24 protein-coding genes are annotated in these 21,938 nt (G+C 60.4%); 10 read left to right on the forward strand and 14 right to left on the reverse strand.

Annotated elements, in window-relative coordinates:
* Positions 1–17 precede the first annotated feature (17 nt).
* Positions 18–836: an enoyl-CoA hydratase-related protein gene (locus tag IV109_RS12435; protein WP_296696855.1), complete on the reverse strand. Its 819-nt coding sequence runs from the start codon at positions 834–836 to the stop codon at positions 18–20.
* 80 nt (positions 837–916) lie between these two features.
* Here IV109_RS12435 and IV109_RS12440 point away from each other — a divergent pair, with 80 nt between their 5' ends.
* A complete protein-coding gene (locus IV109_RS12440) occupies positions 917–1,696 on the forward strand; it encodes a VOC family protein (protein ID WP_296696857.1) in 780 nt (259 codons plus the stop codon).
* 72 nt (positions 1,697–1,768) lie between these two features.
* Entirely contained in the window at positions 1,769–2,704 is a 936-nt protein-coding gene (locus IV109_RS12445; protein WP_296696859.1) for a nitronate monooxygenase family protein, read from the forward strand.
* On the opposite strand, the gene IV109_RS12450 is transcribed toward IV109_RS12445, so the two are convergent.
* The 9 genes from IV109_RS12450 to mnmG all read right to left on the reverse strand — a co-directional run bounded on the left by IV109_RS12450 (position 2,693) and on the right by mnmG (position 11,416).
* Positions 2,693–3,460, reverse strand: coding sequence for an HD domain-containing phosphohydrolase (locus tag IV109_RS12450; RefSeq protein WP_366834239.1), 768 nt, complete (start codon positions 3,458–3,460; stop codon positions 2,693–2,695). The genes IV109_RS12445 and IV109_RS12450 overlap by 12 nt on opposite strands.
* A gap of 84 nt (positions 3,461–3,544) precedes the next feature.
* A complete protein-coding gene (locus IV109_RS12455) occupies positions 3,545–4,294 on the reverse strand; it encodes a class I SAM-dependent methyltransferase (RefSeq protein ID WP_296696861.1) in 750 nt (249 codons plus the stop codon).
* Between the two features lie 21 nt (positions 4,295–4,315).
* Positions 4,316–5,254: a ParB/RepB/Spo0J family partition protein gene (locus IV109_RS12460; protein ID WP_296696863.1), complete on the reverse strand. Its 939-nt coding sequence runs from the start codon at positions 5,252–5,254 to the stop codon at positions 4,316–4,318.
* 36 nt (positions 5,255–5,290) lie between these two features.
* The gene (locus IV109_RS12465; protein WP_296696864.1) at positions 5,291–6,496 is read right to left on the reverse strand and encodes a serine hydrolase; all 1,206 of its coding nucleotides are present in this window, start codon (positions 6,494–6,496) and stop codon (positions 5,291–5,293) included.
* A gap of 80 nt (positions 6,497–6,576) precedes the next feature.
* The gene (locus IV109_RS12470) at positions 6,577–7,167 is read right to left on the reverse strand and encodes an alpha/beta hydrolase (protein ID WP_296696867.1); all 591 of its coding nucleotides are present in this window, start codon (positions 7,165–7,167) and stop codon (positions 6,577–6,579) included.
* Positions 7,168–7,170: 3 nt separating this feature from the next.
* Positions 7,171–7,956, reverse strand: coding sequence for a ParA family protein (locus tag IV109_RS12475; RefSeq protein WP_296696869.1), 786 nt, complete (start codon positions 7,954–7,956; stop codon positions 7,171–7,173).
* A 41-nt stretch (positions 7,957–7,997) separates the two neighbouring features.
* Entirely contained in the window at positions 7,998–8,612 is a 615-nt protein-coding gene (locus tag IV109_RS12480) for a LysE family transporter (RefSeq protein ID WP_296696871.1), read from the reverse strand.
* Between the two features lie 78 nt (positions 8,613–8,690).
* Positions 8,691–9,383, reverse strand: a complete 693-nt coding sequence (gene rsmG / locus IV109_RS12485; protein ID WP_296696873.1) for a 16S rRNA (guanine(527)-N(7))-methyltransferase RsmG — start codon at positions 9,381–9,383, stop codon at positions 8,691–8,693.
* Entirely contained in the window at positions 9,383–11,416 is a 2,034-nt protein-coding gene (gene mnmG / locus IV109_RS12490) for a tRNA uridine-5-carboxymethylaminomethyl(34) synthesis enzyme MnmG (protein ID WP_296696876.1), read from the reverse strand. Before mnmG ends, rsmG begins: the two co-directional genes overlap by 1 nt.
* A gap of 121 nt (positions 11,417–11,537) precedes the next feature.
* Here mnmG and IV109_RS12495 point away from each other — a divergent pair, with 121 nt between their 5' ends.
* Both IV109_RS12495 and IV109_RS12500 read left to right on the forward strand, forming a co-directional pair.
* Complete coding sequence (locus IV109_RS12495; RefSeq protein ID WP_296696879.1) at positions 11,538–12,128, forward strand: NAD(P)H-dependent oxidoreductase; 591 nt, start codon at positions 11,538–11,540, stop codon at positions 12,126–12,128.
* A gap of 54 nt (positions 12,129–12,182) precedes the next feature.
* A complete protein-coding gene (locus IV109_RS12500; protein WP_296696881.1) occupies positions 12,183–12,440 on the forward strand; it encodes a YkgJ family cysteine cluster protein in 258 nt (85 codons plus the stop codon).
* Here IV109_RS12500 and IV109_RS12505 read toward each other — a convergent pair.
* Positions 12,437–13,126, reverse strand: a complete 690-nt coding sequence (locus tag IV109_RS12505; protein WP_296696885.1) for a Crp/Fnr family transcriptional regulator — start codon at positions 13,124–13,126, stop codon at positions 12,437–12,439. The genes IV109_RS12500 and IV109_RS12505 overlap by 4 nt on opposite strands.
* 130 nt (positions 13,127–13,256) lie before the next feature.
* Here IV109_RS12505 and IV109_RS12510 point away from each other — a divergent pair, with 130 nt between their 5' ends.
* The 3 genes from IV109_RS12510 (at position 13,257) to IV109_RS12520 (ending at position 15,497) form a co-directional block, all read left to right on the forward strand.
* Positions 13,257–13,856 (forward strand): phosphohydrolase, encoded by a 600-nt coding sequence (locus IV109_RS12510; protein WP_296696888.1) that lies wholly within the window; start codon positions 13,257–13,259, stop codon positions 13,854–13,856.
* A 49-nt stretch (positions 13,857–13,905) separates the two neighbouring features.
* Complete coding sequence (locus IV109_RS12515; protein ID WP_296696890.1) at positions 13,906–14,661, forward strand: class II aldolase/adducin family protein; 756 nt, start codon at positions 13,906–13,908, stop codon at positions 14,659–14,661.
* A gap of 119 nt (positions 14,662–14,780) precedes the next feature.
* Positions 14,781–15,497 (forward strand): nitroreductase, encoded by a 717-nt coding sequence (locus IV109_RS12520; protein ID WP_296696893.1) that lies wholly within the window; start codon positions 14,781–14,783, stop codon positions 15,495–15,497.
* A gap of 28 nt (positions 15,498–15,525) precedes the next feature.
* On the opposite strand, the gene IV109_RS12525 is transcribed toward IV109_RS12520, so the two are convergent.
* A complete protein-coding gene (locus tag IV109_RS12525) occupies positions 15,526–16,800 on the reverse strand; it encodes an AsmA family protein (RefSeq protein WP_296696895.1) in 1,275 nt (424 codons plus the stop codon).
* A gap of 152 nt (positions 16,801–16,952) precedes the next feature.
* On the opposite strand from IV109_RS12525, the gene gstA reads away from it, so the two are divergent.
* Entirely contained in the window at positions 16,953–17,561 is a 609-nt protein-coding gene (gstA, locus tag IV109_RS12530) for a glutathione transferase GstA (protein WP_296696897.1), read from the forward strand.
* Between the two features lie 8 nt (positions 17,562–17,569).
* Here gstA and IV109_RS12535 read toward each other — a convergent pair whose 3' ends face one another.
* Positions 17,570–18,784: a YbfB/YjiJ family MFS transporter gene (locus tag IV109_RS12535; RefSeq protein ID WP_296696900.1), complete on the reverse strand. Its 1,215-nt coding sequence runs from the start codon at positions 18,782–18,784 to the stop codon at positions 17,570–17,572.
* An 89-nt stretch (positions 18,785–18,873) separates the two neighbouring features.
* Here IV109_RS12535 and IV109_RS12540 point away from each other — a divergent pair, with 89 nt between their 5' ends.
* Positions 18,874–19,992, forward strand: a complete 1,119-nt coding sequence (locus IV109_RS12540; RefSeq protein WP_296696901.1) for an alkene reductase — start codon at positions 18,874–18,876, stop codon at positions 19,990–19,992.
* 23 nt (positions 19,993–20,015) lie between these two features.
* Here IV109_RS12540 and IV109_RS12545 read toward each other — a convergent pair whose 3' ends face one another.
* Positions 20,016–20,600, reverse strand: a complete 585-nt coding sequence (locus IV109_RS12545) for a hemerythrin domain-containing protein (RefSeq protein WP_296696904.1) — start codon at positions 20,598–20,600, stop codon at positions 20,016–20,018.
* Between the two features lie 498 nt (positions 20,601–21,098).
* Between IV109_RS12545 and minC the strand changes: the two genes are divergently transcribed.
* Positions 21,099–21,875: a septum site-determining protein MinC gene (minC, locus tag IV109_RS12550; RefSeq protein ID WP_296696906.1), complete on the forward strand. Its 777-nt coding sequence runs from the start codon at positions 21,099–21,101 to the stop codon at positions 21,873–21,875.
* Positions 21,876–21,938: the final 63 nt, after the last annotated feature.

The following is a 21,938-nucleotide window of genomic DNA, read 5'->3' on the forward strand; positions in this document are numbered from 1 at the left end:
TCTCCAAAATAGTTCGCTCATCGGCCGGTGAAGGCAGGGGCGCGCTTCTCAACGAAATGCGCGACACCCTCGCGGAAATCCTCGCTGGAAAACGACGCCACCATGTCTTGGTCGGCACGGCGCCAGGCCTCGTCCAGATTCTGGAACAGGCTGTCATAGACCTGGCGTTTGATCACACCAATGGAGCGTGGTGACGCCAGTTGCACCATGTCGCGCGCGATGTCCTGCACGGCTGTCAAAAAGCCATCCACCGGGAGCTCCTTCACCAGCCCGATGGCAGCGGCCTCGTTCGTCATCACGGTGCGCGCCGAGAACAAAAGGTCCATGGCATTCATCGGCCCGACCAGACGCGGCAGCATCCACGAGATACCGTGCTCGGCAATCAGGCCGCGCTTGGCAAAAGCGGTGGTGAGTTTCTGGCCTTGCGCCATGTAGCGGAAATCGCAGAACATGGTCATGCACAAACCAATGCCTGCTACCGGGCCGTTGATGGCCGCGATGATCGGCTTGGGCACACGCAGCAGGTAGCTGAAGCGGTGGGTGTAGTTGGCAGCAATGCCCGTGCCGCCCGTCCCTGCCTCTGGCGAGGCCTCGCCGGACACATCGACGCCGGCTGCGCCAGCTTCCAGAATCGACATGTCGGCACCGGAACAAAAGCCACGACCGGCGCCTGTCACCACGATCGCCCGCACGTTTGAATCCACGGCAGCCGCCTCAACAGCGTGGCGAAATTCGCTCTCCATGCGCTGTGTCCAGGCATTGAGTTTGTCGGCGCGGTTCAGGGTGACGGTGCAGACATGGCTTGTCGTGGCGACGGTGATCTGTTCGTATTTCATGGATGCCTTTGGACGGGGGTGGGGGATCTGACCTATCATATTTAGTCCGGGCATCACTGTCCATCCAAGAGGAGTCCCGCATGTTCCTGCGTCTTCGCCAGCTGTGTCTGGTGGCCGAAAATCTCGATCCTCTGGTCGAAGAGTTGTCCGCTGTGTTGGGTGTCGAGGTCTGCCATCGTGACCCGGGCGTAGCCATGTTTGGCCTGCACAATGCGCTCTTGCCATTCGGGTCCAACTTCATTGAGGTCGTATCGCCAACACAGCAGGGCACCGCAGCCGGTCGCTACCTGGAGCGGCGCAAGGGCGACGGCGGCTACATGGTGATCCTGGACACGGAGGAATTGCCGCGTTGGCGCCGTCACGTCGCAGAGATTGCGGTGCGCATCGCAGCCCCCCTGGCCCTGGACGACTACGAAGGCATGCAACTGCATCCACGCGACACCGGAGGCGCACTGCTGGAGATCAACACCACACGCGGTGGCGCCAACCCGCTGGGGGCCTACTGGCCCGCCGGCCCCCATTGGCAACAGGCGGTGCGCACGCAACGGGTTCAGGCCATCACCGGGGCGGTGCTGCAGAGCGACGACCCCGAAATGCTGGCGCGCCGCTGGGGACAAATTTTGCAGCGCCCCATAAAAACCCACGGTCACGAATACCACCTCTCCGTCGACAACGGGCAGTTGCGCTTTGTGAAGACCACCGACGACCGTGGCGAAGGCTTGTCGGGCATTGACCTGGCGGTGAACGATCTGCCCGCGATACTGGCCACCGCCAGGGCGCGCGGCCATGTTGCCGAGGCCAGCGCAGTGCAGCTGGGCGGTATTCGTTTCGAGTTGCGACAGGCTTCTTCGCGGGCGTAACCCAGGCGACACGGAGACCCGGGGTGGCTCGCAATAATCTCGCACCTTCGCCTCTTGCTGTATTGGAATCACATGAATCGCGTTCTCGCCCATACCGGTGCCAAGTACCCCATTTTGCAAGCCCCCATGGGCTGGATCGCCCGCACGCAACTGGCCTCGGCCGTGTCCCGTGCCGGGGGACTGGGCATCATCGAAACCTCGTCCGGCGAAACAGAAAATTGCCAGGCCGAAATCACCAAAATGCGGGCACTGGGGTTGCCCTTCGGCGTGAACCTGCCGATTCGTTTTTTGCGCGATGACGCGATGCTGAAGTTCGTCTGTGCCTCCGGCGTCAAGTTCGTCAGCACCTCCGCCGGCAGCCCGGCCAAATTCATCGCGCCGCTCAAGGACGCCGGCATCACCGTCTACCACGCTGTGCCGACGGTGGAGGCAGCCCTCAAATGTGTGGATGCCGGTATTGACGGCCTGGTGGTTGAAGGCGGTGAAGGCGGCGGCTTCAAGAATCCGGAAGAAGTTTCAACCATGGTGCTGCTGCAGGCGATTCGTGCACGTGTGGATGTACCCATGATTGCGGCAGGCGGCATTTGCGACGGCCGTGGCATGGCAGCGGCCTTTGCGCTGGGCGCCGAGGCGGTTCAGATGGGCACGCGCTTTGTGAGCTGTGTCGAAAGCCCTGTGCATGCCAACTACAAGAACGCCATCGTCAATGCCAAGGAAACCGGCACCTGGATGCTGAACACCAAGGGCACCCCTTGCATTCGCGCTCTGAAGTCGGAGCGCACCCAGGCGATTCACGATGTGGGGCTGATGTCCTTTGATGACATGAAGGGCATACGCGGCGTTTACTTTGATGGCGACATGGAAGCGGCGCCCGCACTGGCCGGACAAACCGCCGGCCTGATCGACTCCGTGAAAACCGCGCAGCAGATCATTGACGACACCGTAGCCGAGTTTTTCGCCATCAGCGCCCGCATGGGCGCGATGGCGCAAGCGCACTCATTCGGTTGAGCGGGTGGCCGGTAGCTCGGCCTCTTCGGCAATCGCATTGGCCATGTATTCGATCTTCTTCTGCATGTCCTCATCGGTGTCGGCAAAGCGCCGGGCAATGGCCTCAAACTCGTCCTGGATCTCGATGAAGGCATCGACCATGTCGGGATCAAAATGACTGGCCCGACCCTGAAAAATGATGCCTACCGCCTGGTCATGCGGCACACCGGCCTTGTACACACGATCCGAAATCAGCGCGTCGTACACGTCTGCAATCGCCATCAGGCGCGCCGACAGCGGAATCTGGTCGCCTGACAAGGCTTGCGGATAACCACTGCCATCCCATTTTTCCTGATGGGAATAGGCCAGATCTTTCACCGTCTGCAACAGGCCCGCTTTGTAGCCCAAGGCTTTTTCCGCGTGTTCGATCGCATCGCGTGCCAGTGTGGTGTGGGTTTTCATGATCTCGAACTCCGCCTTGGTCAGGCGACTGGGTTTGAGCAAAATCCGGTCGGGGATGCCCAGTGTGCCCAAGTCATACAGCGGCACTGATTGAAACAGCACGCGGACATAGTCGTCTGTCAAGGTCGCCGCAAAACGCGGATGATCCTTGAGCCGCAAGGCCAGTGTTTTGACGTAATTCTGGACACGCAGGATATGGTTGCCCGTGTCTGAGTCACGCGTTTCTGCGAGCGTCGCCATCGCAAAAATCACCACCGCCATGGCGTCACGCACAGGATCAAGTGCGGTCTTTGAAATGCTCTCAGGGGAGTTCAAGGTAAGGCTCCAATATTCAATTCGTCGTCAAGACACCATGTTAAAGCGCTGCGCGGGCCGGCGGTGTGATTTCTGCAACGACCGTCACATTCTGGCCTTGCGTGTCTGAAACGGGGCACGGTACAGCCACACTTTGCGCCCATCGGCACAATCCAGGATCACTTGCGGTTCAAGCGACTCGGCCTCAAACTCCAGGCTCACCAGCCAGGCGCCCGGCTTGAGTTGCGCCCGTGCCTTGTCCACCGCTCGCTCCATGCTCTCGGGCCGCTGAAACAGGTACACCAGCGCATAAGGGCTCCAGTCAGCACGCCAGATATCGCCATGGCGGACACGGGCCCAGGGACAACGCAAGGCACTGATCGCCCGCAGCGGCCAGCTCCATTCGAGGCCATGAAGCTGTGCCATCGGATAGGCCCGGTGCAGGGCTTTGAGTCCATCGCCCAAACCGGAACCGGCATCCAGCACCAGCGCCGCGCCCGGCAGAGGCGCCGCTGCGGCCACATCGCGCAGGGCTTCGGCTGGCGTTGGAAACAGGGGTGCATCGCGCCAGGCATTGAGCGGATAAATCAGCAACAACAAGGCCAGCGGCAGCAGCCAGGCCCAGGCAGGCACGGACAGTACCCCTGAAAGCGCCAGAGACAGCGGAAAACCAGCGCCAATCATGACGCGCCGCCACCAGGTACCGCCGCTCACGCTGGACACAACGCCAAAAACCGAGGCAATGGCCAGAGACGCCCAAACCGGCCAAGCCAGCATGTGACCTGTCCCGAACAAGGCCCAGGCACTGGCCCATGCCAGCAGCGCAGGAACCGGCCAGGGCAATCGGGACAGCATGGGGCCTGGACCGCTCCGACCCTAGCGGGTTGCGCCGCGGGTGAGTTTGTCGATCAGGCCATTGAGTTCATCCAGCGAGCCAAACTGGATACTCAATTCGCCCATCTCCTCCATCCGCCCTGCCCGCTTGACCCGCTTCTTCACGCGGACCTCAACCTCTGCGGTCAGCAGATCCGACAGCTCTTCCTCGACCCGTTTGATGTCGCGCGACTTTTCCGGGCGGGGTTTGGTCGAGCTCAGCGTGAACTCGGCGCTGAGCTTCTTCACCAGGCTCTCGGTTTCACGTACCGACATCTTGCGCGCCACGATCTGGCTGGCCGCGGTGATCTGGGTCGCCCGATCCAGCGCCAGCAAGGCACGGGCATGACCCATGTCCAGGTCCCCTGCCATCAGCATGGTTTGCACCGGATCGGCCAGATTGAGCAGGCGCAGCAGATTGCTGGCGGCACTGCGGGAACGTCCCACGGCCTGCGCCGTTTGTTCGTGAGTGAGTCCAAACTCCTTGATCAGGCGTTGCAGGCCTTGGGCCTCTTCCAACGGGTTGAGGTCTTCGCGCTGGATATTCTCGATCAACGCCATGGCTGCGGCAGCCTCGTTGGGCACATCCCGCACCAGCACCGGCACACTGTCCAGCCCGGCCAGCTTGGCCGCACGGAAGCGGCGCTCACCGGCAATGATCTCGTATTTACCCTGGTTCGGACCGTCGTGGAGCTGGCGCACCAGAATCGGTTGCAGGATGCCCTGCGCCTTGATCGACTCCGCCAGTTCGTACAACGCACCCTCGTCCATGCGGGTTCGCGGCTGGTACTGGCCAGCCACCATATCGGTGACCAGCAGGGTCGCCGGCAGGCCGGGGTTGGCTGCGTTGATCGGAGATCCGTCCACATTCCCCTCACTGACTTTGGGGCCAAGCAACGCCTCGAGTCCACGACCCAGGCCTTTAGGTTTCTTCGTAACCATGGTTTCTTTCTTTTCTAACAATCTTGAACAGGTGCGCTACTCGGCCGTGCTGCCACCCAGCGACTCAAGGACGCCGCGCCAAAGTGCCTCTCGCTCCTCGTAAGGCTGGGGATTTTGCCGACCACTGGCGCTTTCCCAAACAGAGGTCAACACCAGGACCAGGCCCGACGCAGGCTGCACGTAAATGGTCTGGCCATGAATCCCTTGCATGACAAAGGTGCGTTGGCGCAGGGGTTGCAACCAGAACTGGTAACCGTAGCCAAAAAAGGGAGTGGCCTTGCGCGGCTTGAAGGCGGTGGGCTGGCGTTCAGCATCGGTCGCATCCAGCAGATAGTCAAGCGGTATCAGTTGCTGCGTGCCGACCTTGCCATCGTTGGCCAGCAGCTGGCCCAGGCGTGCCCAGTCGCGCAAACTGGCATTGAAAGCACCATAAGATTGCTCCTGGCCATCCACTGAAACGCGCCAGAACGCATCATGCTCAGCCCCCATGGGTTGCCACAACCACTCGGTGGTGAGCTCGGCCATATTGCGGCCGGTAGCCGCCACCAGCACCCGCCCCAGCACGTCGGTCTCTGCACTGGCATACACAAATTTCTCACCTGGGTTCGCGTGCCGATCCGTGATGGAGCGCAGCACCTCGACCGGCGTGCCAGCACCCAGCGCTCCGGCGCTGGCCCGCGAGAGGCGCGCAATGTCATCGGTGCTGTCGTAGCGCTCGGTAAACGTCAGCCCCGAACTCATGCGTAACAACTGACGCACCGTGCTTGCTCCATAGGGGCTGCCCGCCAGCGTCTTCACGTACTTATCTGCCGTGTCGTCAAGTGAGGCTATTTGGCCACCTGCAAGTGCCCGGCCGATCAGCAGGGAGGTCACGCTCTTCGCCATCGAGAAAGACAAAAACCGTGCATCGTCCTTGCGGCCATAGCCGTAGTGCTCCGCCACAATCTCGCCATTTTTTAACACCAGCAGGCCGGTCGTTCGCTGGCGTTGCAGGTAGTCCGCCAGCGTATAGGCCCTGTTGCGGTAGCGGTAGCCAATGGCCGGCGGCTGGGTTGCCTGCGGCAAGGAGCTGGGTTGGCTGGCACGTGCCACCAAACGGGTTTTGATGCCACGCACCTGGTCCAGCGCCGACCAGGAACCCACCCGGTAGGGATTGCCATACCAGGTGCTGGCATTTCCCAGAGGGTAGTTTTGCGTCTTGCCAAGCAAGTCTTCATCCGGTTCTGCATGAACAGGCGTCATGAGCAGTCCCAGCGCAGCGAGCATCACGGGCAGCACCGCGCGCGACACCGTCGAACCCCAGACTACTCTGCCCCTGCAAATCACGCTGCAACCCCCACCGAAAAATTTGCGGCAGGCCGATTCAGGCCCTGTAGGCGCTGAAGTTGATCAAACGCAGCGGGCCAGTCGCCCAGACCACTTTCGGCATTGAGGTGCCCACCCTTCCCTGCCTCGATGAAATCGGCCCCCCAGGCAATGGCAAAAGTCTGCGCCCGTGCCTGACTGCAAAAAGGATCATCGCTGCTGGCAAGCACAAGCGTCTTGAAAGGCAGCGGGTTCAGCAACACGGGAGACCAAGCCGGCAGCATGCCCCGCAAATCTTCGCGCTCAACATCGGGCGGTGCCACCAGCAGCGCGGCTTTGACGCGGTGCGTGTTTTGGGAGTGTGCCGCCCACGCCGCCACGTGGATGCATCCCAGACTGTGCGCCACCAGCACCGCGGGCCCGTCACGCTCGAAGTCCAGCGACAGCAGCACGTCTTCAAGCCGGGCGATCCAGTCACCCCGCAGCGGGCGCATCCAGTCGTGCTGCTCCACCCGCTGGTAGCCGTGCGCCGCCTGCCACCGGCTTTGCCAGTGGTCGGGACCGGAGTTTTGCCAGCCCGGCAGGATGAGAACGTTGGCGGGATTCATCGATTACATGGTCGCGATGCGCTCAACCATCTCCTGGGCGAAAGTCAGGAAAGCCTGCGCCCCTTTGGAAGCCGGATCGAACACCACGCCGGGCACGCCGTAACTGGGAGCCTCGGCCAGACGCACATTGCGCGGAATCACCGTGTTGAAAACCTTGTCCTTGAAATGCAGCTTGAGCTGCTCGCTGACCTGCTGCTGCAAGGTGATGCGCGGGTCGAACATGACGCGCAGCAAACCAATAATGGCCAGGTCCTTGTTCAGGTTGGCGTGCACCTGCTTGATGGTGTTGACCAGATCAGTGAGCCCTTCCAGCGCAAAGTACTCGCACTGCATCGGCACGATCACGCCGTGTGCGCAGCACAAACCATTGAGCGTCAGCATCGACAGGCTGGGCGGGCAATCGATCAGGATGAAATCGTACTCACCGTCTACTTCGGCCAGCGCCTGCTTGAGGCGCTTCTCGCGGCGCTCGACATCCACCAACTCCACCTCGGCACCGGCAAGCTCCCGGTTGGCACCCAGGATGTCGTAGCCACATCCGCCCTCGATCAGCTTGTCGCTTTTCACCCGCGCCTCGGTTACGGAGGCGGATTCCAACAGGACATCGTAAATCGTGAGCTTCAGGCTGCGCTTGTCCACGCCCGAACCCATGGTGGCATTGCCCTGCGGGTCCAGGTCAATCATCAGGACGCGCTGGCCTACCTTGGCCAGACCGGCCGCCAGATTGACGGTGGTCGTGGTCTTGCCAACGCCACCTTTTTGATTGGCGACACAGAAAATTTTTGCCATGGAATGCTTACCTGAGACGAAGATGAAAACGAAATGTAAGTTCAGCGCGACAGCGCCAGCTTGACGCCAAAGCCAACCAGAAACAAGCCCGCCACCTTTTCCAGGAGACGGGAAACCACCGGGTTGGCGCGCATGCGCTCAGCCAGAAAGTAGGTGAGCAAAGTCGCTGTCAAGCCGTAAGCAAAGGTCAGCGCGGCAATGGTCACCGCCATGAAGGCGAAAGTCATCAGGCCTTGATGCTGAGCCGGATCGACAAACAGCGGAAAAAATGCCATGTAAAACACGATCGCCTTCGGATTCAGCAAGGTAATCATCAGGGCCTGGCGCAGATAGTGGCGCGGCTTGATGTGCAGAATCGGCCCGGCGCCCGGCTTGGCCAAAAGCATCTTGCCGCCCAGCCACGCCAGATAAGCCGCACCCAACCACTGGACCGCATGGAAAGCTGCGGGGTAGGTGCCGAGCAACGCGGCCACGCCAGCGACCGCCAGCCACATCAAAACCTGGTCACCCAGAATCACCCCGAAAGTTGCGGCCAACCCGCCCCGAATGCCACCCTTGCTGGTGGAGGTAATCAAGGCCAGGTTGCCGGGTCCCGGTATCAACAGAAAAACAATGATGGCGATGACAAATGCGCCATAGTCGGTAACGCCAAGCATGGGGATTTCCTTGTGGGTGAGGCAGTGAGTTTACGTTAGGTTGCCAGCGCCTCCTTTTCAGCCCCAACGACCTGAAAATCAGGTTCGCACACGCATCCAGATGATGCAGCGCTCGGCATCCAGACCGGGCACAGTCAGTTGTTCCACGTGAAACACTTCCACTTGGGCCGGCAAGACGGCCAACTCTTCGTCCGGACTTTTGCCCTTCATGGCCAGCCAAACGCCCTGCTCTGCCAGCGCGCCAGATGACCAGGTGGTGAAATCAAGCAGGGACGCGAACGCGCGGGAACAAATGACCGTGTACTTCTCCGTCAAGTTCTCGACCCGCGCATGCAGACCTTGAAGATTGGACAATCTCAAAGTAGCAGCCACCTGGCGGATGAATGCCGCTTTCTTGGCCACCGTGTCCACGCAATCCACCAACACATCCGGGCAGCAAATCGCAATAACAACCCCCGGCAAGCCCGCGCCCGAACCGACGTCCAGCAGTCGGATCACCGCCCGACCACCCTCAGCGGACGCCGCACCTGGCACCTTGGGCTGCGCATGCAGTTGAGCCAGTTGCGCCCGCAGCGGCGCAATCACTGCCAGGCTGTCCAGCAAATGGTGCGTCAGCATTTCGGCCGGGTCGCGCACCGCCGTGAGGTTGTAGACCTTGGTCCATTTCTGGATCAGTTCCAGGTAGTCCAGCAACAGACCAATCCGCGCGTCGTCCAGCGGCAGCGCCAGTTCAGTCAAGCCCTGGCGCAATTCTTTTTCAAGCATCCGCATCAGACTGCCGCCCCATCCACATCCACTACATCAGGGGCACCCTTGCCCGTCGTAGCGAAGCCCTTGAACTTGCCTTTTTTCAGGTGAATCAACAGCAAGGAAATGGTGGCCGGCGTGATACCCGACAAACGCGAGGCCTGGCCCAAGGTCTCCGGCCGGTGTTTGGTCAGCTTTTGCCGCGCCTCAATGCTCATGGCCGACACCTGCATATAGTCCAGCTCGGCTGGCAGCTTGAGGTTTTCATAGTGCGCGGCACGGCCCACCTCGTCCTTCTGGCGATCAATGTAGCCCGAGTACTTGGCGGCAATCTCCACCTGCTCGATCACCACGGCAGTAAATACGGCCTCGGGCGACTGCACGGGACCCGTGACCACCGGCACGCCCGAACCCAGCTCCGGGCCAGCGAACTTGCCCGCGTTGAGCGACATCAGGCCGGCGTAGTTAACATCCGGCCGGCGCAGCAATTCGGCCAGGCTGTACTCATGCTCAATCGCCTTGCCCAATACCCGCTCGGCTTCCGCCGCCGCCAGGTTCTTCGGACTGACCCAAAGCGAGCGCAGACGCTCTGTTTCACGTGAAACAGCATCGCGCTTGCGGCTGAAAGCCTCCCAGCGGGCATCATCCACCAAGCCCAACTGGCGCCCTACCTCGGTCAGTCGCATATCGGCATTGTCTTCGCGCAACTGCAGGCGGAACTCGGCCCGGCTGGTGAACATGCGGTAGGGCTCGGTCACGCCCTTGGTGATCAGGTCATCCACCAGCACACCCAGGTAAGCTTCGTCCCGGCCCGGCACCCAGATATCCTGCTGCCAGGCGGTCTGGGCGCCGGCTTGCAAAGCCGCGTTGATCCCGGCAAACAGGCCCTGGGCCGCAGCCTCTTCATAGCCCGTAGTGCCATTGATCTGCCCGGCAAAGAACAAGCCGCCGATAGCCCGGGTTTCGAAACTGCTTTTGAGTTGCTGCGGGTCAAAGTAGTCATACTCAATGGCATAGCCCGGGCGCAGGATGTGGGCATTCTCCAGCCCGGCCATCGAGCGCACCAGCGCGTACTGGATGTCAAAAGGCAAGCTGGTGGAAATGCCGTTGGGGTAGTACTCGTTGGTGGTCAAGCCTTCGGGCTCCAGGAAAATCTGGTGACTCTCCTTATCCGCGAAACGGTTGATCTTGTCTTCCACACTGGGGCAATAGCGCGGGCCCACCCCTTCGATCTTGCCGGTGAACATGGGGCTGCGGTCAAAGCCGCTGCGGATGATGTCGTGGGTGCGCTCGTTGGTGTGGGTCATCCAGCACGACATCTGCTGCGGGTGTTGCTCGGCCCGCCCCATGAAGCTGAACACCGGCATGGTTGGGCTCATGCCGCCGGGCATGCCGTCACCGGGCTGCTCCGCGCATTTGCTGAAATCAATCGACCGGCCATCAAGGCGCGGCGGTGTGCCGGTTTTCAGACGGCCCTGCGGCAACTTCAGCTCTTTCAGCCGGGCGCTCAGGGAAACCGCCGGCGGGTCCCCTGCCCGGCCCGCTGCGTAGTTGTTCAAGCCCACATGGATCTTGCCGTCCAGAAAAGTACCCGCCGTCAGCACTACGGTCTTGGCGCGGAACTTGATGCCGACCTGGGTCACGGCACCCACCACCCGGTCGCCCTCCACCATCAGGTCGTCCACCGCCTGCTGGAACAGCCACAGGTTGGGCTGGTTTTCCAGACGGTGGCGAATGGCCGCCTTGTACAAGACGCGATCCGCCTGCGCGCGGGTGGCGCGCACTGCGGGCCCTTTGCTGGAATTGAGAATGCGGAACTGGATACCGCTCTCGTCGGTGGCCGCCGCCATGGCGCCGCCCAGGGCATCCACCTCCTTGACCAGATGCCCCTTGCCGATACCGCCGATCGACGGGTTGCAACTCATCTGCCCCAGGGTTTCAATGTTGTGACTCAGCAGCAAAGTCTTGCAGCCCATGCGGGCCGCGGCCAAGGCCGCCTCGGTGCCGGCATGGCCGCCGCCAACAACAATGACGTCAAAATTCTGTGGGTAAAGCATGGCTTGAGCCTAAGTAATGGGTGTTCGCGAGGGCCACAGCACAGGATTGCCGGCCTTGCGCTTCGCGCGCGCAAAAAGGCGATTTTACCGGGAGGCTCGATTTTTGACGACAATCAGGGACATGAAGCTTCTGATCTTTGCGGGCAGCACCCGCCAAAACTCTTTCAACCGGAAACTGGCCGCCACTGCGGCCGCCATGGCCCGTGATGCGGGTGCCACCGTCACCCACCTCGAATTAAGCGGCCTGAACATCCCGCTGTACAACGCCGATCTGGAAGCCCAGGGCACACCGCCCGATGTGATCCAGCTCAAGCAACTGATGTTTGAGCACCCGGCCTGGATCATCTGTTCACCCGAGTACAACGGCAGTTACACCGCCTTGCTCAAAAACACCATCGACTGGGCATCCAGTCCGGTCAAGGGCCATCCCGACTGGGCCCAGGGTACCAAGCCATTCGAGGGCAAAGTGGTTGGCCTGCTGAGTGCCTCGCCCGGCGGCTTGGGCGGCTTGCGCTCCCTCAGCCATCTCACCCCCCTGTTGTCCAATCTGCAGTGCTGGGTGGCGCCCAGGCAATTTGCGCTGGGCGGTGCTGGTCAGGCCTTTGACGCCGATGGCATGCTGCACAACGAAGCGCACCGCCAAGGCGTGCAAAGCGTGCTTAAGCAGGTTCTCTGGGCTGGCGCACGATTGCATGGTCCAACTGGCCTCTAGCCTTCACCGATATTGAATCATGCGCTATATTTTATATAGCATACAAAGAACCTTATGAAGTGCCGAGCCGGTTGCGGTGCCTGTTGTATCGCCCCCTCCATCAGTTCCGCCATTCCCGGCATGCCGCAAGGCAAGCCGGCGGGGGTGCGGTGTGTCCAACTGAACGATGCCAACGCCTGCCGCATCTTCGGCCAGCCCGGGCGGCCCGCAGTGTGCAGCCAGTTGATGCCCAGCGCCGAGATGTGTGGCACCAGCGCCCCGGCCGCGCTGGCCTGGCTGACCCGGCTGGAACTGGCCACCCAGCCCGGTTAACCCCGCCCTCTGGCCTCCAGCGCAGCCAGCGACAAGATTTCCAAACGGCCATAGCCAATACGCACAACGCCGTCGCGCACCAGCGCCTTGAGCTCCTTGGACAGCGTCTGCCGGGTCACGCCCAGCATCATCGCCAACGCTTCCTGCGACACCGGCAGCACAGAGCGTGAATCCTTCAACACCGCCGAATCTCCGCGCGCCAAGGCCAGCAGACGGCGCGCCACGCGTGTGCTGATGGCGCGCAGCATGGTGTCCTCCACCAGGCTATACAGCAAACGCACGCGGGAGGTCAGCAGCACACACATGGCGCGGGCAAACGCGGGGCTCGCCATCAGGCTGTCAAAAGCCGGCGGGCCCACCACCAGAACCTCCGCCGGCCCCAACGCGGTCACATCATGGGGACGCTGCAAGCCGTCAAACAGGGAGGTCTCGCCCAGCCAGTTGCCGGCCTCGATCACCACCAGAATGCCTTCCTTGCCGTCTTCGCGCAGGGTCGACACCTTGAAAGAGCCGCTCACAATGCCAAAGAACCCACCCGGCGCATCCCCCTGGCGGTAAAGCATTTCCCCGGCCCGCAGGTGCAGCGGTTCACCCGCCGCCAGCAAAGCGTGGCGATGGCGTGCCGACAAACCGGCGAACCAGGGATTGGCCATCATGGCAGCAGGGGCTTTGGCTTTGAATGGCATGGGCCCGGAATTTTCCCAGTGATTACCCTTAATTGTCAATTTTTTGACAGTTGAACATCGAAGCAGCGCTTACGCTTCACTTTTGAAACGCCGGCACTGTGCCGGATACCCCCCCACTTTTTGGAGCCCTATGAACGCACGCGCCACTTTTACCCGCATGAGCGAAAGCACCCAGCAAGACTGGGCCGCCATCGTTCCCGAAGCCATGGCATTCGGCAAAGGCCTGCCCGACCGCGTGCTGGCCCATCTGAAACTGCTGGATGGCGACTACGGCGGCTTCCCGATCGACCGCTACAGCCATTGCCTGCAAACCGCCACCCGCGCCCTGCGCGATGGCCGCGACGAGGAATATGTGGTGTGCGCGCTGCTGCACGACATCGGCGACACGCTGGGCTGCTTCAACCACCCCGACGTGGCGGCTGCCATCCTCAAGCCTTTTGTCAGCGATGCCAACCTGTGGATGATCCAGAACCATGGCATCTTCCAGGGCTACAACTTCTTCCACCACATCGGCCTGGACCGCAATATGCGCGACATGTTCAAAGGCCATGAGCACTATGCACGCACCGAAGAATTCATCGAGCTGTACGACAGCCCCGCCTTCGATCCCAAGGCAGAAACCCTGCCCATCAGCGAGTTTGCGCCCATGGTGCGCCGCCTCATGGCGCAGCCGCGCAATTCGATTTACAAGGCGCCACTGAGCAACACCAGCGCTGCCGTCAACGCCTGATCCAACCCAACCCATCACCCCTCTTCACCACCCAATTCAGGAGTCTCCCATGCACATCCCCTCACTCAAAGAAGTCGTCAGCGCCGAAGAATGGCAACTGCGTTGCGATCTGGCCGCCTGCTACCGCCTGGTGGCCGCCTACGGCTGGAGCGACCTGATCTTCACCCACGTCAGCGCCCGCATCCCCGGCCCCGAGCACCAGTTTCTGATCAACCCCTACGGCCTGATGTTTGACGAGATCACCGCTTCCAGCCTGATCAAAATCGACCAGGACTGCAACAAGCTCAGCGACTCCCCCTACGCCGTCAACCCGGCCGGCTTCACCATCCACAGCTGCATTCACCAGGGCCGTGACGACGCCGGCTGTGTCCTGCACACCCACACCCGCGCCGGTGTGGCGGTCAGCGCCCAGAAATGCGGCGTGCTGCCTATCAGCCAGCAATCGACCTTTGTGCTGGGCTCCCTCGCCTACCACGACTACGAAGGCGTCGCCCTGCGCGATGACGAAAAGCCGCGCCTGCAAGCCGATCTGGGCAGCGCCAACTACCTGATGCTGCGCAACCACGGCCTGCTGACCATCGGCAAAACCATTCCCGAAGCCTTCCTGGCCATGTACACCTTTGAGAACACCTGCCGCATCCAGATCGATGCCCAGGCCGGTGGTGAACTGACCATGGTCAATCCGCAAATCCTGGACGGCATTGCCAACGTGATGAAGGTCGCCACCGGCGGCCAGGGCGCCGCGCTGGCATGGCCGTCGCTGCTGCGCAAACTCGATCGCATGGACCCTAGCTACAAGTCCTGATTTGTTCAAAAAAGCCGCCAGTGCCGGGAGGCGCTGGCGGCTTTTGCTTTGTCGCCTTGGCATCCCGGCCACCGATGGAAAGCGTTTATCCTCAACAACATTTTTTTGAGAGCACGCTTATGGAATTCCAAGAACTCATCAAGGGCCGCAACAGCGTTCGGGGCTATCTGACAAAGCCCGTTCCCCGCGAAATCATCGACCAGATCATCGAGGTGGCCAAATGGGCCCCATCGTCGATGAATACCCAGCCCTGGCATGTGCATGTGGTCACCGGTGCGCCGCTTGACCGCATCCGCAAAGGCAACATGGAAAACATGGTCAGTGGCGTGCCTCCCAAACGTGATTTCCCGATGAAGGAGGCGTATGAAGGCGTCCATCGCCGACGCCAGGTGGATGTCGCCATCCAGCTTTTTGAGGCCATGGGCATCGCACGTGACGACAAGGAGCGACGCACCGATTGGGTGATGCGCGGTTTTCGCCAGTTCGACGCCCCGGTATCACTGGTCCTGACCTACGACAAGTACCTGGAGCCCGCTGCGATCAGCCACTTCGATCTGGGCGCCCTCTCGCACGCCATCGTACTGGCGGCATGGGAGCACGGCCTGGGTTGCGTCATCAACGGCCAGGGCATCATGCAGTCGAGTGTGGTGCGAGAGCATGCCGGCATCCCGGATGACCAAAACATCATGATCTGTATTGCCATGGGTTACCCAGACAACAGCTTTGTGGCCAATACCGTGAAATCGGTCCGAGAGGACAACAAACAGTTTGTTCGGTACGTCGGCTTCGACGAACCAGCCTCCACCAACCTCAAGCCCACAGAAACCGCGTCATGAGCCTATTGGGTCGCACGGCTGAAAACCGCTAGCGCCCAAAAAGTTTGCTCAACCCGCTGCCCACCTTGTCACCCATCGAGGCACCCGCACCGGTGCCCACCCCCGGCATCACAACCGTGCCAATGGCGGCACCGATCAGGGCGCCACGGGTCAGAGTGACCTCAGGCGCATCCAGCGTGCCGCCAACCACCAGGGGCACGCCCACGGCCCCGCCCAACTCCACCGTGACGCGCCCAGTCAAGGCCCGGCTTGGTGCCAGAGCCACATTGCCGCTGGCGCTGAGCGCACCCGAACTCGCCACCAGGTTGGTGAGCTGTGCCGCACGACCTTGTGTATGAACCTGTCCCGCCAGCGTATCCAGCGCGGTTTCGCCGCCCCGGCTCAGGCCCACGGTCTTGATCGCGCGGGCCAGGTCAATGCCATGCAAGACCGCCTTGTGCACCGTGAACTTGCTTTGCGTCTGCAAGACATCTGCCAAGGCACCCACACTGGCCGTGCGTCCTGTGAACGTGGTGTCGGCATCCAGCCGCCCGCTTAGCACCGGCTGTGCTGAACTGGTGAGCGCCGCCACCTCCACGGCGCGCGTCTCCAGCGTGCCCTTGAGTGAAAACTCTGCGCCCGGCTGCGGCGCTGGCTGCAACTGGGCAGAGCCTTTCACCGTGCCACCACCCACTTCCATCGCGACCGTCCAGTCATTTCCCTGGCGCTGCAGCCGCGCTTTCGCCCCCTGCAACTGGCCCTTGAGAATCTGGACCGTCACGTCATCGGGCAAGCCCTGCGGACTCAAGCGTGCATCCGCATGGAGTGTGATGCTGTTTCCTTTGGCACTGACCCAGGTTACCTGGTCCAGCACGGTGCGTTGTGGGATGTACTGGTCGTTTGAATCATTCTCGACCTCTGTCCCTCGTGGATTCTTCTTTAACTGCTTCTTTTTTTGTAGCAATGTAATCAGCGAATCGATACTGGCTTGCGGCAGCGTTGCCTGCCGCACCAGCACCGTGGCCAGTTCAATGCGCCCCTGCAACAGCCCGCTCCAGGCCGGGCGCACAGCCAATTCCTCCAGCGTCAGCGCCGGACGCGTCTGGATCTCGATGCCGCCCAAACTCACACCAGGCAAGGGCCACACGGTCGCGTCAACGCGGGCCAGCTTCACGTTCACCCCAAGCGCCTGGCTGGCTTCCTTCGCCACACGAGCCCTGAAATCATCGGTGCCGACCCAGCGCTGCAATCCCCAGACGCCCGCCGCCAGCAGCAACAGCAGCACGACCACAACCCACGCGACCCACTTCAGTATTCGATTCATGGTCGCATTTTGCACCGGCCGGGTAGTCTGCCAGCGCACATGTCTGCGGGCTTGGCCGGCCCCCGCTTGAGCAGGATTTGCTCACAACAGCTAGCATCCTCCTCTCAACTGGTTTTCAACCGATTCAGCAGAATCATTTCCAAGGACTCTCCATGAAGCTTTATTACTCTCCCGGTGCCTGTTCCCTGTCGCCCCATATTGCACTCAAGGAGTCCGGCCTGGCCTTCGAAGCCATTGCAGCGCCCACCAAGACCCACCAGTTGCCCGATGGCACCGACTACTACACCATCAACCCCCTGGGCTATGTGCCCCTGCTGGTGCTGGACGACGGCCGCCAGCTGCGCGAAGGCCCGGCGATCGTGCAATACATCGCCGACCAGGTGCCCGCCAAACAACTGGCCCCCGCCAACGGCACCTTTGAGCGGTCCAAATTGCAAGAGTGGTTGAACTTTCTGGGCACCGAGTTGCACAAGGGCTTCTCGCCCCTGTTCACCGCCGGCATGCCCGACGAAGCCAAGGCGCTGGTCAAAACCCGCTTGATCTCGCGTCTGAAATGGCTGGACGGCGAACTCGCCAACAAGTCTTATCTGATGGGTGACACCTTCACCGTGGCCGATGGCTATCTCTTCACGGTGGCGAACTGGACCAAGCATGTCGGGATTGACATCTCCGGCCTGCCCAACCTGAGCGCCTTCATGGCCCGCGTGGGTGCCCGCCCCGCTGTGCAGGACGCCATGCGTGCAGAAGGCCTGATCAAGTAATCCGTCGATCAGTGGGTCAATGCCCGCTGGCGCGACGCCAGGGCGGCTCCGATCCACAATGCCAGGGCCGAAAACACCAGCCCCCGGGCCAAGCCACCCGGGCCGTCGGCAATCCAGCCGACGATGGTGGGCCCCACGATCTGCCCCACGGCAAACACAATCGTGAAGGCGCTGATGCCTGCGGCCCAAGCCGATTGCGGCAGGTTGTGCCGCACCAGCGCAGTGGTGGACGCCACCAGCGACAGAAACACGCCACCAAACAACAAGCCAGAAGCCAGAATGACGGGCCACGCCGAGGTAAGCGCTGGCAGTACCGTGGCCAGGCCCAGCAAGGCGCTCAACAAGGCCAGCGCCTGCCCTCCCTTGTAGCGATCCAGCAAACGTGCCCAGATGCGTGGCGAAGCCAGCACCGCCAAGCCCAGTAGGGCATAAAAGAAAGTCACTGCCGGACCACTGGCGCCCTGCTCACGCAGCAAGGCAATCACAAACGTCATGTAGCCGATATAGCCCACACCAAACATGGCGTAACCCGCCAGCGCAAAGCCGAACCGCCCCCATTTGAAATCCACGGGCCGGCCGGTGTCACCGGCGGGTGCCTGGTGTGTCAAATGCAGGAGCACCCTGGCCGGCCAGCGCAATACCACCGTCACCACGCAGCAAGCCAGCGCCAGTGCCCACCAGGCCCAGGCCCAGCCATGCGGAACTTGTTCTTCAGCCGCCAGCACCACCGGCACGAGCAGGGCCGACAGCACAATGCCAAAGCCCGTACCCCCGTAGTACAAGCCAATCAAAAAGCCACTGCGCGCCGGCTGCAAAGCGCCCAGACGCGCCGCCAGCAAGCCCCCGGCAATGAACACCAAAGCACTTGCCACACCAGCCAGCAATCGCTGCGCTAACAGCAAAGGGGTGTCAGTAAAAAAACCTGTCAAAGCCATGAACACACTGGCCAGCATCGCACCCGTCATCAACACCTGTGCTGCACCAAAGCGTTGCAACAAGCGCGGCGTCACCAACGCCCCGAGAAAATACCCCAGGGCATTGACCGTGTTCATGGCCCCTGCCAGGGTGTAGGACCAGCCCAGGTCCGAGCGCATAGGTGGCAGCAAAAGCCCATAGGAAAAGCGCGTGATGCCCAGGGACAATGCCGCCCCGGTAGACAAAGCCAGGGCCAGCCACACGATGTGTCTCGTGGGCGTCAGTAAAGGGGGGGTAGAGGTCGTCATGGAGCTTGCATTGTGAAGGAAAGCCTTCAGTTGGGCATATCACGCCTGTTTGCGCGTGTTCCAATTTTCTTTTTACTGTCAGGAACATCATGACTTCTCTGTTCGATCCCATCCAGGTTGGCCGCATGCAGCTTGCCAACCGTGTTGCCATGGCCCCCCTCACCCGCAACCGTGCACCCGGTGCCATGCCAACTGCATTGATGGCCACTTATTATGGGCAACGCGCCCACCCACAAAATGGTGCGGGCCTGATCGTGAGCGAAGCCACCGCCATCAGCCACCAGGCGCAGGGCTATTCCGACGTGCCCGGCATCTGGAACGACGAACAGGTGAAGGCCTGGAAACCCGTCACCGATGCAGTCCATGCGGCGGGAGGAAAAATTGTGATGCAGCTATGGCATGTAGGACGTGTCTCCCATGTGGATCTGCAGCCCGGTGGCCAGGCGCCTGTCGCCCCCTCCGCCATCATTGCCAAGACCAAAACCGTTCTCATCAAGGATGGCGTCCCCGCTTTCGTCGACACCTCCATGCCGCGCGCCCTGACGCTCGAAGAGCTGCCCGGCATCATCAACGACTACCGCCGTGCAGCGCGCAATGCCATTGCCGCTGGCTTTGACGGAATCGAGGTCCACGGTGCCAATGGTTATTTACTGGACCAGTTCCTGCGTTCAGGCTCCAACACCCGCACCGATGCCTATGGTGGCAGCATCGAGAATCGCGCACGTTTATTGCTGGAAGTCATGACCGCTGTAACCCAGGAAATTGGTTCAGATCGCGTGGGCCTGCGTCTGTCACCCGTCACCCCCGCCAACGACGCGCAAGACCCCAATCCTCAACCGCTTTTTGAGTATGTGGTGAAACAACTTGCACCCCTGCAACTGGCGTTTTTGCACATCATTGAAGGTTCTACCGGGGGTCCACGGGACCATGTGCAGGGCGACAAACCCTTCGACTATGTCGCGTTTCGCACCGCCTACCGCAACGCCGGTGGCCAGGGTGCGTGGATCGTGAACAATGGATACAACATCAATCTGGCTAACCAGTCCCTGCAGGAAGGTGCCGATATGGTGGCGTTTGGCCGTCCTTTTATCTCCAACCCGGATCTGACCCGTCGCCTGCGCGAAGGCGCAGACTTGAATGCACCTGACCGTGCCACCTTTTACGGTGGTGGTGCCAAGGGCTACACCGACTACCCTGTTCTCGCCTGACAACAGGCCAGTAATTCAATACCTCAGTCCCCACCCAGACCAATGGGTGCGGGCGCGCGCATGACGATGTGAGTGAACAAGCGGTCATAAACGGGATCGCGCGGGTATTTGCCGGTAAGAGGATCACAGTTGGTAGCGAATGCAGCATCAAGCTCTTTCCAGTCGGCGTCGCTCAACACTTTTTGTGCTGCCGGAAGAATCACCATTTCTTCCAGGCGCATGTGTTCCAGATAGAAATCAAGGTACTTCTTGGCTGACTGCTCGAACGCCGGGCGTCTTGATTCCCCCACCAGCTCCCAGGCCAACAACAAGTGCTGCAACTCTCGCACTGCTGACTCACCTTGGGCATGGTCTTTTTCGAGTCGGGCAATCACATCCAGCGTATCGGGTGCCAACCGCGCTACGCGAGGAAACAACAACTCCGATTCTTTGGGGTGATGCAAACGCTCCGGAAATTCATCGATGTAGAACAACATCGCGCGCAGCACATCAAAAAAGCTCTCAGGTTCATCACCAGGACCACGCTCAAACATCAAGCGCAGGGAACGCAACATTGCCGCCAGGGCAGCATGCTCGTCGCGAATAATTCGAATGCTCTCATGGGCCATGATGCGTCTCCTCGTATTTCCTGCAAGGATGGCATGCACAGTACATACGGGCCTTGATACAGATCAATAGACCCAACAGCCCCACAAATACTTACACTGCCAAGGCTGATGCTGTCAAACAATAAACCTGTGTATAACTTTCCAGGAAAAGACAAGTTATACACAGAAAATTCATTTACCTGAAAGTTGTTCAGTTTTTCGGTACAACGCAAAAGCACAGTCACCCACATGGGTTCAGAGCACATAAGCCCTTGATTTATAAAACAATATGATGCTTGTACACAGCCATGAACGATCCTTACCTACTACTACTATGTATTAATTTAAGAAATAAGAAGACAACCAGGGAAAAGTCCAAGTCAAAAAACATGAAATTGTTTCGTCATTTCATCTCCTTTGATCAAGTAAACTTGCCGCACTTCGAGCCATTCTTTTTCAGGTGTTTGCCTGTCCCTGGACCGATACCATGGATTGCCTCATACCGGTTTTTTGTTTCTCATGACCATTTCTTCCACAGATAAAACATCTGGCCAGAAACAAGCTTCTTTTGAAATAAAAAGCGCCCAATTGCCCTTGGTCGCACTGATGCTGAAAACCAGTGATTGGGCACTTTTGCAAACCGATTTGTTGCAACAATTTGGTCCCGAGGGTGAAAGCCCTGATTTTTTTGACCATGATGCCCTGGTCATCGATTTTTCACATCTGGATGCCGATCTGCCACAGCAGGACTTGGTTCCCCTGCTCAAGACGCTCCGCTTGTGCCATTTGGTTCCCGTTGCAGTGCGTGCAGCCAGCCCTCCATGGATGGCCTCTGCCCTGGCTGTTGGATTGGTGGAGGCACCGATTGAAGTGCAAAGGGTTCGTGCGGCGGCGGTTGAAGCAGTCGAGATCAAACAGGTCATTCACGAGACCGTGCGAGAAGTGCCGGGGCCAGGAACCATGGTGGTGGACAAGCCGCTTCGCTCCGGGCAAAAAATCTATGCGCGAGGAGCAGATTTGGTGGTGCTGGCCATGGTCAATCAGGGTGCGGAAGTGGTGGCGGATGGCAATATCCATGTTTATGCACCCTTGCGTGGCAAAGCCATGGCAGGAGCCAGTGGCAACACCCATGCGCGCATTTTTTCTTTGTGCCTGGAACCTGAGCTGATTTCGATCGCGGGTGTGTACCGCACCAGTGAAAATCCACTGGCTGATGAAGTACGTGGAAAACCTGCTCAGGTGCGTTTGAGCAACGACGGACAGGACAAACTGCTGATTGAAGCGCTGAAGGCGTAAGAAGATTGTTGGTGTGAGATGCTGGCGACTTTACCTATTTTTGGTTTGAATATTTAATTTGAA

This window comes from Rhodoferax sp., assembly GCF_018780565.1.
Classification (GTDB): domain Bacteria; phylum Pseudomonadota; class Gammaproteobacteria; order Burkholderiales; family Burkholderiaceae_C; genus Rhodoferax.